The organism is Phenylobacterium sp., assembly GCF_036501465.1.
In the GTDB taxonomy this organism is placed as follows: Bacteria; Pseudomonadota; Alphaproteobacteria; order Caulobacterales; family Caulobacteraceae; genus Phenylobacterium.
In genome coordinates this window covers 1-14,015 of the sequence record NZ_DASYAF010000005.1, presented here as the reverse complement: position 1 = coordinate 14,015, position 14,015 = coordinate 1, and the positions used below count along the sequence as shown (strand labels likewise).

General features: G+C 69.6%; 15 protein-coding genes. 9 read left to right on the top strand and 6 right to left on the bottom strand.

Going from position 1 to position 14,015, the window contains the following annotated elements:
* The first annotated feature begins 10 nt into the window (after positions 1-10).
* From infB to VGL85_RS00180, 5 genes are all read left to right on the top strand, one after another.
* Positions 11-2,956, top strand: coding sequence for a translation initiation factor IF-2 (gene infB / locus VGL85_RS00200; protein WP_331584754.1), 2,946 nt, complete (start codon positions 11-13; stop codon positions 2,954-2,956).
* Positions 2,957-3,142: 186 nt separating this feature from the next.
* The gene (locus VGL85_RS00195; RefSeq protein ID WP_331584752.1) at positions 3,143-3,616 is read left to right on the top strand and encodes a hypothetical protein; all 474 of its coding nucleotides are present in this window, start codon (positions 3,143-3,145) and stop codon (positions 3,614-3,616) included.
* Positions 3,617-3,689: 73 nt separating this feature from the next.
* Complete coding sequence (locus tag VGL85_RS00190; RefSeq protein WP_331584750.1) at positions 3,690-4,190, top strand: hypothetical protein; 501 nt, start codon at positions 3,690-3,692, stop codon at positions 4,188-4,190.
* 35 nt (positions 4,191-4,225) lie between these two features.
* Positions 4,226-4,798: a YcxB family protein gene (locus VGL85_RS00185; protein WP_331584748.1), complete on the top strand. Its 573-nt coding sequence runs from the start codon at positions 4,226-4,228 to the stop codon at positions 4,796-4,798.
* Positions 4,795-5,586: a dienelactone hydrolase family protein gene (locus VGL85_RS00180; protein WP_331584746.1), complete on the top strand. Its 792-nt coding sequence runs from the start codon at positions 4,795-4,797 to the stop codon at positions 5,584-5,586. Before VGL85_RS00185 ends, VGL85_RS00180 begins: the two co-directional genes overlap by 4 nt.
* On the opposite strand, the gene VGL85_RS00175 is transcribed toward VGL85_RS00180, so the two are convergent.
* The 6 genes from VGL85_RS00175 to VGL85_RS00150 form a co-directional block, all read right to left on the bottom strand.
* Positions 5,583-6,062, bottom strand: a complete 480-nt coding sequence (locus VGL85_RS00175) for a hypothetical protein (RefSeq protein WP_331584744.1) — start codon at positions 6,060-6,062, stop codon at positions 5,583-5,585. The genes VGL85_RS00180 and VGL85_RS00175 overlap by 4 nt on opposite strands.
* A gap of 87 nt (positions 6,063-6,149) precedes the next feature.
* Positions 6,150-6,920 (bottom strand): anti-sigma factor, encoded by a 771-nt coding sequence (locus VGL85_RS00170; protein WP_331584742.1) that lies wholly within the window; start codon positions 6,918-6,920, stop codon positions 6,150-6,152.
* Positions 6,917-7,579 carry a sigma-70 family RNA polymerase sigma factor gene (locus VGL85_RS00165; RefSeq protein ID WP_331584739.1) on the bottom strand — a complete coding sequence of 221 codons (663 nt, stop codon included), beginning with the start codon at positions 7,577-7,579 and terminating at the stop codon, positions 6,917-6,919. The genes VGL85_RS00170 and VGL85_RS00165 overlap by 4 nt, the downstream gene beginning before the upstream one ends.
* 9 nt (positions 7,580-7,588) lie before the next feature.
* The gene (locus VGL85_RS00160) at positions 7,589-7,957 is read right to left on the bottom strand and encodes a cupredoxin family copper-binding protein (protein WP_331584737.1); all 369 of its coding nucleotides are present in this window, start codon (positions 7,955-7,957) and stop codon (positions 7,589-7,591) included.
* 26 nt (positions 7,958-7,983) lie between these two features.
* Positions 7,984-8,871, bottom strand: coding sequence for a metallophosphoesterase family protein (locus VGL85_RS00155; RefSeq protein WP_331584735.1), 888 nt, complete (start codon positions 8,869-8,871; stop codon positions 7,984-7,986).
* A gap of 219 nt (positions 8,872-9,090) precedes the next feature.
* The gene (locus tag VGL85_RS00150; protein ID WP_331584733.1) at positions 9,091-9,681 is read right to left on the bottom strand and encodes a cytochrome b; all 591 of its coding nucleotides are present in this window, start codon (positions 9,679-9,681) and stop codon (positions 9,091-9,093) included.
* Positions 9,682-9,849: 168 nt separating this feature from the next.
* On the opposite strand from VGL85_RS00150, the gene rbfA reads away from it, so the two are divergent.
* From rbfA to pnp, 4 genes are all read left to right on the top strand, one after another.
* A complete protein-coding gene (rbfA, locus tag VGL85_RS00145) occupies positions 9,850-10,278 on the top strand; it encodes a 30S ribosome-binding factor RbfA (protein WP_331584731.1) in 429 nt (142 codons plus the stop codon).
* Positions 10,278-11,222 (top strand): tRNA pseudouridine(55) synthase TruB, encoded by a 945-nt coding sequence (gene truB, locus VGL85_RS00140; RefSeq protein WP_331584729.1) that lies wholly within the window; start codon positions 10,278-10,280, stop codon positions 11,220-11,222. The genes rbfA and truB overlap by 1 nt, the downstream gene beginning before the upstream one ends.
* A 3-nt stretch (positions 11,223-11,225) precedes the next feature.
* Positions 11,226-11,495, top strand: coding sequence for a 30S ribosomal protein S15 (gene rpsO / locus VGL85_RS00135; protein WP_331584727.1), 270 nt, complete (start codon positions 11,226-11,228; stop codon positions 11,493-11,495).
* A 205-nt stretch (positions 11,496-11,700) separates the two neighbouring features.
* Positions 11,701-13,839: a polyribonucleotide nucleotidyltransferase gene (gene pnp / locus VGL85_RS00130; protein ID WP_331584725.1), complete on the top strand. Its 2,139-nt coding sequence runs from the start codon at positions 11,701-11,703 to the stop codon at positions 13,837-13,839.
* Positions 13,840-14,015 lie beyond the last annotated feature (176 nt).

Genomic DNA, 14,015 nt, shown 5'->3' with positions numbered 1-14,015 from the left:
AAGCGAGCGCATGAGCGACGACAACAACAGCGGCCGTAATCCCCCGTCTTCCGGCGGGCGCCCGCCCCTGACCCTCAAGCCCCGCGGGGCGGGATCGGTCAGCGCCGGCACGGTGAAGCAGAGCTTCAGCCACGGCCGTTCGAAGACGGTGGTCGTCGAGACCAAGCGCGTGCGCCCGCACGCCACGGTCTCGGGCAACCTCGCCGGCCCGTCCGCCGCCGAGCGCCGGCAGTTCGAGCCGCGCCCCGCCGCGCCGTCCACGCCCCGCCCCGCCGCCGGCGCGTCCGCCGACGGCCTGTCGGCCGAGGAGCGCGCCGCGCGCCAGCGCGCTATCGAGATCGCCCAGGAACGCCAGGCCGCCGACCGCCGCGCCGGCGAGGAACGCGCCCGCGCCGAGGCCGCCGCCCGCACCGCCGCGGCCCCGCCGCCGGTCCAGGCCGAGGCTCCGGCCGCGCCCGCGCCCGCGCCGCCCGCCGCCGAGGCGCCTGAGCCACCGCCGGCGGCCTCGGCGCCCCCGCCGCCTACCGCCTCCGCCCCGCCTCCGGCTCCGGCCGCAGCCCCGCCGCGCGCGGCCGCGCCGCCGGCAATGGGCGGCGGCCAGACCCGGACCTACCAGCCCTCGGCCGACCGTCGCGACGACCGGCCGTCCACCACCACCTATCGCCCGGACCGTCCCGCGGGCCGGTTCGAGAACGCCAACTTCGGCCAGCGCGCGCCGCGCCCCGACGACGATCGCCGTCCCTCGCGCGACGACCGCGGCCCGCCGCGCGGCGACGACCGGGGTGCGCGTCCCGGCGGCGACACCGTGCGCTATTCGGCGATCGCGCCGCGTCCGGCAGGCCCGCGGCCTGGCCCCGGCGCGCCGCGTGGACCGGGCGGCCCGCGCCTGGGGCCCGCCGCCCCGCCGGCGACGCCGGAAATCCAGCGCGCCGCGCGCCAGGCGCCGCGCCCCGGCTCGGCCAATCTCGACCGCCGTCCCGACGACGACGATCGCCGCCGCAGCGCTAACGACCCTTCCAAGGCGATCAGCCGCGCCAAGGGTGCGCCGACCCGCCGCGAGGGCCGGCTCACCATCCAGGCCGTAGCCGGGGATGACGAGGGCGCGGTCGATCGGATGCGCAGCCTGGCCTCGGTGCGCCGGGCCCGGGAGCGCGAGCGTGAGAAGCGCAAGGGCGGCGGGGTCGAACAGGCCCGCATCGCCCGCGAGGTCGTGATCCCCGACGTGATCACGGTGAGCGAGCTCGCCAACCGCATGGCGATCCGCGGCGCGGAGATCATCAAGTTCCTGATGCGTCAGGGCGTGATGCTGAAGATCAACGACGTCATCGACAACGACACCGCCGAGCTGGTGGCCACCGAGTTCGGCCATACCGTGAGGCGCGTCTCCGAAAGCGACGTCGAAGAAGGCTTCATCGGCGCCGAGGACGTGGACGATCACCTGGAGCCGCGGCCGCCGGTGGTCACTGTCATGGGCCACGTCGACCACGGCAAGACCAGCCTGCTCGATGCGCTGCGCTCCACCGACGTGGTGGCCGGCGAGCACGGCGGCATCACCCAGCACATCGGCGCCTATCAGGTGCGCCTGGCCAACGGCCAGCGGGTCACCTTCCTCGACACCCCCGGCCACGCGGCCTTCTCGGCCATGCGGATGCGCGGCGCGACCGTCACCGACATCGTGGTGCTGGTGGTGGCCGCCGACGACGGGGTGATGCCCCAGACCATCGAGGCCATCAATCACGCCAAGGCCGCCGGCGCGCCGATCATCGTGGCGATCAACAAGATCGACAAACCCGACGCCGACCCGACCCGGGTGATCAACGAGCTGTTGCAGCACGAGATCGTGGTCGAGAGCCTGGGCGGCGACACCCAGGCCGTGGAGGTCTCGGCGACCCAGAAGCTGGGCCTCGACGACCTGATCGAGAACATCCTGCTGCAGTCCGAGGTGCTCGACCTGAAGGCCAATCCAGACCGCACCGCCGACGGCGTGGTGATCGAGGCCAAGCTGGATCGCGGCCGCGGCGCCGTGGCCACCGTGCTGGTCAAGCGCGGCACCCTGAAGCGCGGCGACATCGTGGTGGCCGGCGCGAGCTGGGGCCGGGTGCGCGCCCTGTTGAACGAGCGCGAGGAGCAGGTGAAGGAGGCGACGCCTTCGACGCCGGTGGAGATCCTCGGCCTCGACGGCACGCCCGATCCGGGCGAGCCCTTCGCCGTGGTGGAGAGCGAGGCCCGCGCCCGCGAACTGACCGAATACCGCGTGCGCCTGAAGCGCGAGAAGGCCGGCGCGCCGGTCCAGGGCGCCTCGCTGGCCGACATGATGGCCAAGATCACCGACAAGAAGGTCAGTGAGCTGCCGGTGATCATCAAGGCCGACGTGCAGGGCTCGGCGGAAGCCATCGTGGGCAGCCTGGAAAAGATCTCCACCGACGAGGTGCGCGCGCGGATCATTCTTTCCGGCGCCGGCGCGATCAGCGAGAGCGATGTCATGCTGGCCAAGGGCGCCGGCTCGCCGATCCTCGGCTTCAACGTCCGCGCCTCGAAGCAGGCCCGCGACCTGGCCGAGCGCGAGGGTGTGGAGATCCGCTATTACGCGATCATCTACGATCTGATCGACGACATCAAAGGCGTGCTCTCCGGCATGCTGGCGCCGATCCAGCGCGAAACCTTCCTCGGCAACGCCGAGGTGCTGCAGGCCTTCGACATCTCCAAGGTCGGCCGCGTCGCCGGCTGCAAGGTCACCGAGGGCGTGGTGCGCAAGGGCGCGCGCGTTCGGATCGTGCGCGAGAACGTGGTCATCCTGGAACTCGGCGTCCTGCAGACGCTCAAGCGCTTCAAGGACGAGGTCAACGAGGTGCAGTCCGGCCAGGAATGCGGCATGGCTTTCCAGGGCTTCCAGGACATCAAGCCCGGCGACACCATCGAGTGCTTCAACCTCGAGGAGGTGAAGCGCAGCCTCTAGGCCCGCGCCTCATCCCAGAGACGACCTCGGCGGAAACGATCAAGCCCCGGAGCGATCCTCCGGGGCTTTTTCGTGCGCGGATTTTCGGCGCGCTCGCCGCCGGTGGCGCGAAACCGCCTGTTGGTCGCTTTTGCTGGCCAAGCTCCGCCGCCGCGTGGAAGCGTCCCGGAAAACGGGGGACGCCTCATGGCTTCAGCTTCCAATTCCACGCCCGGCAAGGTCGCCGCGGCCATCCTCGGCGGCGGCTTCATGGCCGCCGCCTTCGACTTCTTCGCCGCCATGCTGATCTACCACGGCACGGCCAGCGGCGTGGCCAAGGCCATCGCCAAGGGCTGGTACGGGGCGGCGGTGAAGACCATGCCGCCGATGGTCGAGGTGATCGGCATCGCCTCGCACTACTTCATCCTGATCACCGCCGCGGCGATCTTCACCCTGGCCTCGCTCAGGCTTTCGATCCTGCGCCGCTACGCCTGGATTTCGGGTCCGCTGTTCGGCGTGGGCATCTACATCGTCATGCACTTCGTCATCGTGCCGCTTTCCCAGGCCGCCGGCGGGTCCAGTCCCAAGGGCCTGGCCTTCGTCGAGGAGTTCGGCGGCCATATGTTCGTCATCGGCCTGCCGATCGCGCTTTGGGCGCGGGCGATGCTGGGCCGCGACTAGCAAGCAGCGGGGCCGTGATATGGCCCCGTTCGAGCGTTATAGGGGTCGGCCGGACATATTTCGGAGATCCCGGATGCGGACCTTCATCGCCCTGATCGCCGCCGCCCTGGCGCTCGGCGCCTGCGCCACGACCCACAAGCTGGGCGCGGCGAGCGACGTCCACGCCCTGCTGGTCGCGATCCGCGACGACGACACGGTGGGGTTCAACGCCCACGTCGACCACGACGCGCTCAAGGCCCAGATGCAGACGGTGATCGACGCCCAGATCGCCAAGAACAAGAATCTGAAGGGCCTGGCTTCCCTGCTCGGCCCCTCGACCCTGGACCTTGCCGACGAGCTGCTGGTCCAGCCGCGCACCTTCCGCCTGGTGGCCGAGCACTACGGCTATCGTCGCGACACCCAGATCCCCGGCGCCATCGTCATCTCCCAGGCGCTGAAGGCTCTCCCCGACGGCCGCGTCTGCGCGGTGCGCAAGAAGGACGGTCCCTGTCTGCTGGTCTTCACCCGCGAGCAGGGCGTCTGGAAGCTGACCGGCTTCGAGGGCGACAGTTCGATGCTGCGCCTCAAGCTCTGATCGGCTTAACTGCCGCTCTCGGGCGAGGGGGTGTGATGTTGGAAGCCAGTGGAGAGTGCGCGATCGGAGAGTCGCGCGGCGCAAGCTGGCTGCTTTCGAAACGCGTCTCCGGCATGGGCCTAGCCGGTTACCTGATCTCGCTCTGCGCGATCTTCGCTGTCGAACTCCTTACCAGCTTCGTCCTCTTCGCGGTGGCGCCGGCCGCGGTCGCCGATGTGCTCAGCCTGCCACTGATCGTCGGCGCCGGCCTGGGGTCCCTTTGGCTGTGGCTGCGGTGGCGGCGAGCGCGGTTGCGCAAGGGCTGGGAGGCCCGTGGCGTCACAAACCCGCATCCGGTCACCTTTCGCATCGAGGACGCCGTGTTCGTCGTGGTCTCCGGTCACTCGGAGATTCGCTGCCGATGGGGGGCGATCAGCGAAATCGCCAGGAGCCGACATCACTGGATCTACATCGGCTACGGCCTCGGCTATTGCCTGCCGCGACGTTTCTTCGGTGACGTTGTGACCGAGCGCGAATTCTTGAACGAGTCGCTGCAGCGGATGGATGATGCCGCGCGCCGGCGGAGCCGCCAGGCCAGCGCCTTCGTGGAAGCGGGTGAGGGCAAATGAGCTACGGAGACGTTCTTTCCAGCTACGAGAAGTTCGACTTCACCGACGGGCCCTGGACGCGGCCGGTCTATCGAAAGGGCTCCGGCCCCGCGGTCATCGTGATCCATGAAATGCCGGGCCTGCACCCGCTGGTGGTGCGCTTCGCCGATCGGGTGGCCGAGGCCGGGATGACCGTCTTTTGCCCCAGCCTGTTCGGCACGCCGGGGCGGCCGATCAGCCGCGGCTATGCGCTGACCACCATGCTGGGGGCGATCTGCATCCGCCGCGAGTTCAATGTCTGGGCCACCGACAAGTCGAGCCCGATCGTCGACTGGCTGCGCGCCCTGGCCCGCAAGGCGCATGCGGAATGCGGCGGCAAGGGCGTGGGCGCGGTCGGCATGTGCTTCACCGGCGGCTTCGCGCTGGCGATGATGACCGAGCCTTCGGTGGTGGCGCCGGTGCTCTCGCAGCCCTCCATGCCCGCCGCCCAGGGCTCGCGGAAGCGCGCGGCGGGCTTCGACGCCTCGCCGGCCGAGGTGGCCTGCGCCAAGGCCCGGTTCGAGGACGAGGACCTGAGCCTGCTGGGCCTGCGCTACAAGAGCGACGTCCTGGTGCCCGATGCGCGCTGGGAGAGCTACAAGAAGACCTTCGGCGACCGCTTTGAGAGCATCGAACTCAGCGACGAGGACGCCGCGCCGGCGATGATCCCGCCGCACTCGGTGCTGACCCTGCACCTGAAGAACGACGGCCCGTCCAAGGCGGCCGAGCAGCGGACCATCGCGTTCTTCAAGCAGCGGACCGGCGCCTAGGCGGCGGCGAACAGAGCCACGGGGATCGCGATCCCGGCGATCAGCAGGGCCCACATCAGCCCACGGCGCTTGTGGTAGACGAGCGCCATCCAGACGCCCAGCAGGGTGCTGAGCGTCATACCGGTCGCGGCCACGACGAAGAACCACTTCACCGCCTGGGTGGCGGGCTTGGGCTCCGGCTTGGCCTTGGGCGCATCGCCGTCGTGGCGATGGCGCTCGCCGTCGGTCGTCTGCGGCTTTGGGGGTTTGACGGCGAAGACGTCGTCCTTGTGGGCGCGGGCCAGCTTCTGCAGCACCACCGGCGCGTCGGCGCGGTCGGGAACGCGGAAGGTCTGGAAGGCGCCGGTGACCGCGAAGAAGATCAGGGTCGGGGCCACGAAGACGCTCAGATAGACGTGGACCTGGCGGATCGCGTTCCAGGTGAGCGCCGGATTGCCCCGCCCGGTTCCGGGCTGGGCGGTCTTGGACTTGGCCACTGGCTGTTCCTGACTTTCAATTGCAATTAAGTCGCAACAGCGATTAGCGGCGCAGGAGCTGGGGCGCAAGCCTTTCGGGATGGGACTTCAGCTGGCCGGCGCGGCGGCCTCGAAGGCCTCGCGGAACGACTTCAGCTCATCGACGCCGATGTCCGAGACGGCGGCGAACCGCAGCCCGCCGGCCGTCCATTCCACCACGCTGTAGCCATCGCGCCGGGCGGTGTGGTCGCCGCCGTCGCCCCGCGTCTCGGCCGGCCAGACGAACAGGTTCACGGTGTGCAGCCGGCGCCTGTAGACGATGGCCGGAGTCACCCGCCCGTCGAGGTAGTCGAGCCGGCCGCCCACCAGCGGGAAGCCCTTGTCGGCGAGCTCGGGCGCGGGCGGGGCCACGTCGACCTTGCCGTTGAACCAGGGCCGGACCACGTGCTGGCTGGAGGTGGCGACGTCCACCAGGTGGTTGGCGAGCAGGGAGCGGACGTGGCCGGCCACCAGCTGGCGGTCCAGGCTGGCGGTCTCGACCTGCGGGATGGCGACTATCACCGCCAGGCCGGCGGCGACCAGGCCGCCCAGCGCCCCGCCGGCCGCCCAGCCCGCGCGGCGCAGGGGCCGGCCCGTCGAAGCCGCGGGCGTCGCTTCCTCGGCGACCATCGCCTCGATCTTGGCGCGCAGCCGCTCGGGCGCGCGGTGCGCCACGCCGGGGCTCGCCACCTGGTCGCGGAGGGCGAGCTGGCGCAGGTATTCGCCGTTGCAGGCCTCGCAGGTCTTCAGGTGCGCCTCGAAGGCCGCGGCGTTCACCGCGTCGAGCTCGCCGTCCAGCAGGCCGTGCAGCAACTGGGTCTTGTCGGGGCAGGCGCTCATCGGCGCACCTCCTGCGCCGTCCGGGCGCCATCGGGCAACAGCATGTCGGCCAGCATCTGCCGCGCCCGGGCCAGGCGCGACATGACGGTGCCGATCGGCGTGGCGGTGAGCGCGGCGATCTCCTTGTAGGAAAGCTCCTCCAGCTCGCGCAGCACCAGGGTCTCGCGGAACGGCTCTGGCAGCGCCTCGATCACCGCGCGGATCGCCTCGGCGTCCTTGCGGCGGATCAGGGCTTCCTCCGGTGTCTCCTGGCCCGGGTCGACGACGTTGGCCAGCGCCTGGGCCTGGGCTTCGCTGAGCGCGCTTTCGCCGATGACCCGCGCCGATCCGCCCTGGCCGGCCGCCCAGTTCAGGAAGCAGTTGCGCACGATGGCGAACAGCCAGGCCTTGGCCGAGCCGCCCCGCCAGCCGTCCCCTCGCCAATTTGGGAAGGCGCGGAAGGCGCGCAGGAACGCCTCCTGCACGATGTCCTCGGCGGCGGTGGCGTCGCGGCTCAGGTAGCGGGCGAAATTGTAGGCGGCGTCCAGGTGCGGCAGCACCGTCTCGCGGAACTGGCGCGCCGGGTCGGCGCCCGCCGCCAACGCATTTGCATGCATGGGCGGCGGGGTTGGGCGGCTGGCCACCAGCCGCGGTCGGAAGAACGGCCGCCGCTCGCTCAAGGGCCCCTCCTAGCCCGCCTTCACGATGACCTTGCCGGTCATGTGCGGGTGCAGGCCACAGAAGTAGCCGTACTCGCCGGGCTTGGTGAAGGTGAATGAGTAGCTTTCGTCGGTGTCGAGCACCTTGGAGCGGAAGGTCTGCTTGTCGTCGGCCACGATGTTGTGGGGGATGTCGTCCTGGTTCACCCAGGTGACCGTGGTCCCGGGCGCGACGGTGATCGCCGCCGGGCCGAAGACGAAGTTGTCGATCCTGACGGTGACGGTGGCGGCCGCTTGGGCTGGGGCGGCGCGGGCCGCCAGGGCGACGAACGGGACGGGCGCGGCCAAGCCGCCGGCCAGGGCGAGCGCCAGCACGCGCGCCTTGAAGGAGTGGGACATGGGAGTCCTCCGGTTGAAGAGCTGGGTCAGGCCAGGGTGTCGTCCACCAGGGCGATGTCGTGCTGGCCGCGCACGACACTGGCGGTGGTGATCCCCAGCATGGAATGCAGCTGCTCGGTCGGCACCTTCATCGGCCCCGGCGATGGTCCCTGGCCGCCCACCGGCTGCGGGAAGGCGGTCGAGCGCGCCGTGTGGAAGGCGATATTGCCCTCCACCTTGCGGGTGATCTGGTGGATGTGGCCGTTCAGCACGGTGACCGACCCGAAGCGCTTCAGGTAGCCGAGCGCCTGGGCCGCGTCGTCCGTGCCCCAGCCCCAGTCGGCATAGACCGTCCAGAGCGGGATATGGGCGAAGACCACGATCGGCTGCGAGGCTGGCCGGTGCGCCAGGTCGCGCTCCAGCCATTCCAGCTGATCGCTGCCCAGGCTGCCCATACCGCCGGGCTTCAGGTTGGCGACGTTGATCAGGGCGACGAAATGCACGCCCTTGTGGTCGAAGCTGTACCAGCCGGCGCCCTTGGTCCCCTTGCCGAAGCGGTCGAGGTAGGCCTTGCCCTGGCCCTCATCCAGCATGTCGTGCTCGCCCGGCACGTGGAAGACGGCCACGCCCGCGGCCTTGATGATCTGCTCGGCGTCGTCGAACTCCTGGTCCTTGCTGAGCTGGGTGATGTCGCCGGTGTGGAGGATGAAGTCGGGCTTCTTCGGCAGCATCATGATCTTGGAGACGGCTTCCTTGTAGGTGGCGGCCGCGTCGGGGTTGGCCGGCTTGTTGAAGCCGACGTGGCTGTCGCTGACCTGCAGGAAGGTGAAGCTCGACGCCTTGGCAGGCGCGGCCGAGGCTGCATCCAGGGCGACCGAGCTCAGGACGCCGCCGCTGACGCTGTAGAGCGCGCCCGCGCCGGCCCAGCCGCCCATGCACTTCAAAAAGCCACGCCGGCCAGGATCGTTTTTCGAACCGGAATGATCGTGTTGGTCCATGTGAGACTCCGTGGGGTTTGGGGAGAAGACCGGCGGGCCGGGCGGTTTATTCCCGAGCCACCGTTCGAGGGGGCTTGAGGGGACGCCGAAGGGCTGGGCGTCCCCTCGCGCCCAGGCCCGCCGCGGACGAGGGAGCGCGCGGCGGGCGAAGACCGGTCAGCCGCGAGCGTTGGGGATCATCGAGGCCAGCACCCCGTCGCGGCGCACCAGGCCGTGGAACAGCGCTGCTCCGACATGCAGGACGATGAGCCCGATCAGCAGGTCAGCGGTGAGCGCGTGGATAGCGTGGAACAGGCCGGCGGCGGCCTTGTCGCGGACCATCAGCTTGGGGACCTCCAGGCCGAACAGCCCGAACGGCCTGCCGCGCGCCAGGCTCTGGGCGAGGCCGGTGAGCGGCTGGACCAGCAGGATGGCGTAGAGCGCGCCCTCGTTCAGCGCCGCCGCCAGCCGCTGCGCGCGCGGCAGGTCGGCGGGCAGGGGCGGGCGGGTCGCGAAGCGCAGCCGCCAGGCGAGCCGCGCCAGTGTCACGACCCACAGGGTCACGCCCAGCGAGCGGTGGACGCTCAGCATCCGCTGCGCGCCGGCGGCGTCGGCGGCGAGGCCGATCGCCCAGGCGCTGGCGAACATCGCGATCACCACCAGCGCCGTCGCCCAATGGAAGGCCATGCTGATCGGATCGAACCGGGCCCCGCTGCGGACCAGGGGTTCGGCGGGGCGGACGACGAGGGCGGTCGTTGGCGCGGTCATGGCAGATCCTTCCGGCAGGCTTTGCCGTCCAGATCGCCATCACCGCGGTTTTATTCCCGAACCTTCGGCGACCTCGGGACTCGACTTCCTCAAGTCAGCCGCTTAGAAGCCCGCCCTTCCCCTGCGTCGGTGCGTCCGATCCGCACTCCAGGCCGAGCGAGCCACGTGATGAAACGCCAATCCCCCCATGCGCCCTCCGGGCCGTCCCAGCGCCAGCTTCGGGCGGGCGAACTGACCCGCCACGCCCTGGTCGACATCCTGCGCGAAGAGGACATCGCAGACCCCGCGCTGGCCGGCGTCTCGGTGACCATCACCGAGGTTCGGATGAGCCCCGACCTGCGCCACGCCACCGTCTTCGTCGAGCCGCTGGGCGGCGAGCATGCTGGCGAGGTGGTCGCCGGCCTGAACCGCCATGCGAAGTTCCTGCGCGGCCGGCTGGGCCACGCCATCGCCATGAAGTTCACGCCCGACCTGAAGTTCCTGCACGACGAGAGCTTCGACGAGGCCTCGCGCATGAACCGCCTGTTCGAGGACCCGCGGGTGGCGCGGGACCTGCAGCCCCCGCCGCCCTCCGACGGCTGGAAAGAGGAAGATTGATGGCCCGCCGCCGCAAGGGCGACGCGGTCAGCGGCTGGATCTGCCTCGACAAGCCCTACGACCTGACATCGACCCATGCGGTGAGCCGCGTGCGCCGGGCCTTCAACGCCCAGAAGGCGGGCCACGCCGGCACGCTCGACCCGCTGGCCACCGGCATCCTGCCGATCGCGCTGGGCGAGGCGACCAAGACGGTCCCCTACCTGGTGGACGCCGACAAAGCCTATCGCTTCACCATCGCCTGGGGCCGTTCGACGGCGACCTGTGACCGCGAGGGCGCGACCGTCGCGGAGTCCGACGTGCGGCCGAGCGTGGCCGAGGTCGAGGCCGCCTTGCCGGCCTTCGTGGGCGAGATCAGCCAGGTGCCGCCGGCCTATTCGGCGATCAAGGTGGACGGCGAGCGGGCCTACGACCTGGCCCGCGCCGGCGAAACGGTGGAGCTGGCGGCCCGACCGGTGACCATCCATTCGGCCCAGCTCGCCGCCGTCCCGGACGCCGACCACGTCACCATCGAGATCGCCTGCGGCAAGGGGACCTATGTGCGCGCTCTGGCCCGCGACCTGGCCGAAACCCTGGGCGCCTGCGGCCACGTCGCCGCCCTTCGCCGCACCCGCGTGGGGCGCTTCGACGAGGCGTCCGCGGCGACGCTGGAATTCCTTGAGGATTTAGGGCATAAGGCCCGCCAGTCGGAGCTATTGCTTCCGGTCGAGACCGCCCTGGACGACATCCCGGAGCTGGCCGTGACCGCCGAAGACGCTTTCCGGCTGAAGCAGGGACGGCCGATCGTTCTCGTTCCCCGACAGGTAGAAGCCGTGAAAGCCAGGCTCAAGCCCGGCTCTCGCACCGTTTCAGCCATGGCGGGCGGGGTGATCGTCGCGCTCTGCGAGATGCGCGCCGGCCGGCTCGAACCGGCGCGGGTCTTTCACTTGGACCAGAGCGGAGATTGACCGATGTCGATTACCACCGAACGCAAGGCTGAGGTGATCAAGCAACACGCCCGCGGCGAAGCCGATACCGGCAGCGCCGAGGTGCAGGTGGCCATCATGTCCGAACGGATCGCCAACCTCACCGAGCACTTCAAGACCCACAAGAAGGACAACCACTCGCGCCGCGGCCTGCTGAAGCTGGTCTCCGCGCGCCGTAGCCTTCTGGACCACCTGAAGAAGTCCGACGTGGCGCGCTACCAGAAGCTCATCGAAACCCTGGGCCTGCGCCGCTAGGATAGGAATTCGTTCCGCCGCTCCTCCGCGACAGGCCGGGGGATCGATGCGGCATTGGAGGCTCCGGATCAAGTCCGGGGTCGCCGCACACGCCGAGGGCTTACACGAAGTCCTCTTCGCCTGTTCAGCTAGGAGAGGCCTTCGGAATCCCGATCCCTGTCCGCCCCCGCCGGGAATGCGCCCGCGGGACGAGAAAGAACCCAAAATGTTCGATATCAAACGCAAGACGATCGAGTGGGGCGGCAAGACGCTCACGCTCGAAACCGGCCGCATGGCCCGACAGGCCGACGGCGCCGTGCTCGCCACCTATGGCGAGACCATGGTGCTGGCCACCGCCGTCTTCGCCAAGAGCGCGAAGCCCGGCCAGGACTTCTTCCCGCTCACCGTGAACTACCAGGAGAAGTACTACGCCGCGGGCAAGATCCCCGGCAGCTTCCCGCGCCGTGAAGGGGCCCCGACCCAGAAGGAAACCCTCACCAGCCGCCTGATCGACCGTCCGATCCGCCCGCTGTTCGTGAAGGGCTTCAAGAACGAGGTGCAGGTGGTCTGCACCGTGCTGGCCCACGATCTGGAGAACGATCCCGACATCGTGGCCCTGGTCGCCGCCTCGGCGGCGCTCACGCTGTCCGGCGCGCCCTTCATGGGCCCGATCGGCGGCGCCCGCGTTGGCTTCATCGACGGCGAGTACGTGCTCAACCCGACGCTGGACCAGATGAAGGACAGCCGGATGGACCTGGTTGTCGCCGGCACCGACGACGCCGTCATGATGGTGGAATCCGAGATCCAGGAGATGTCGGAGGATGAGGTCCTGAAGGCGGTGATGTTCGCCCACGCCGGCATGCAGCCGGTGATCAAGGCGATCATCGAATTGGCCGAGCATGCGGCCAAGGAGCCGTTCAACTTCGAGGCGGAAGACACCGACGCCATCCAGGCGGCGATGAAGAAGGTGGTTGGCAAGGACCTCGCTGCGGCCTTCAAGATCCCCGCCAAGCTGGAGCGCCAGGACGCGGTCGCCGCGGCCAAGGCCAAGGCGGTCGACGCCTTCGGCAAGACCGAGGAACGTCCCGACGGCCTGTCGCCCGACAAGCTGGGTTCGATCTTCAAGGATCTGGAAGCCGACGTCGTCCGCCGCAACATCCTGGACACCGGCGTGCGCATCGACGGCCGCAAGGTCGACCAGGTCCGCCAGATCGTCTCGGAAGTGGGCGTGCTCAGCCGGGCCCACGGCTCGGCGCTGTTCACCCGCGGCGAGACCCAGGCCCTGGTGGTCGCCACCCTGGGGACCGGCGACGACGAGCAGCTGATCGACGCGCTCGAGGGCAAGTACTACGAGAAGTTCATGCTGCACTATAACTTCCCGCCGTTCTCGGTCGGGGAGACGGGGCGCATGGGCGCGCCGGGCCGCCGCGAAGTCGGCCACGGCAAGCTGGCCTGGCGGGCGATCCGCCCGATGCTGCCGGCCTATGACGAGTTCCCCTACACGATCCGCCTGGTCTCGGAGATCTTCGAGTCCAATGGCAGCTCGTCGATGGCCTCGGTCTGCGGCTCGTCGCTGGCCCTCATGGACGCGGGCGTGCCGCTGAGGAAGCCGGTTTCCGGCATCGCCATGGGCCTGATCCTGGAGAAGGACGGCTTCGCCGTGCTCTCCGACATCCTGGGCGACGAGGACCACCTCGGCGACATGGACTTCAAGGTCGCCGGCACCCACGACGGCATCACCTCGCTGCAGATGGACATCAAGATCCCCGGCATCACCGAGGCGATCATGAAGCAGGCGCTGGCCCAGGCTAAGGGCGGCCGCGAGCACATCCTTGGCGAGATGAACAAGGCCATGGAGGCGCCCCGCGCCGAACTGGGCGAGTTCGCGCCGAAGATCGAGACCATCAAGATCCCGGTGGACAAGATCCGCGAAGTGATCGGCTCGGGCGGCAAGGTGATCCGCGAGATCACCGCCGAAACCGGCGCCAAGGTCGACATCGGCGAGGACGGCACGATCAAGATCGCGGCCGCCGAGCAGTCGAAGATCGACGCGGCCAAGGACTGGATCAAGTCGATCGCCTCCGAGCCGGAGGTCGGCCAGATCTATAACGGCAAGGTCGTGAAGATCGTCGACTTCGGCGCCTTCGTGAACTTCTTCGGCGCCAAGGACGGCCTGGTCCACGTGAGCCAGATCGCCAACGAGCGCGTGAACAAGGTCTCCGACGTGCTGAGCGAGGGCCAGGCCGTGAAGGTCAAGCTCCTGGGCTTCGACGACCGTGGCAAGACCCGCCTGTCGATGAAGATCGTCGACCAGGAAACCGGCGAGGACCTGTCGGCCAAGCAGCCGGCCGACGCCGAGGCCTAGGCGCCTCGCGGGTCTGCGCTGACATGATTGGGGCCGTCGCAGCGATGCGGCGGCCCTGTTCGTTGGGCCGGCTGGCAGCGGTGGCTAGCTAACATCGTTGGGCCGATTGGAAATGCTCAGGATTGTCACTCGGTTGGGGCCAAACCGGAGTGCGGCTCGATGACAGGAAGTGGTAA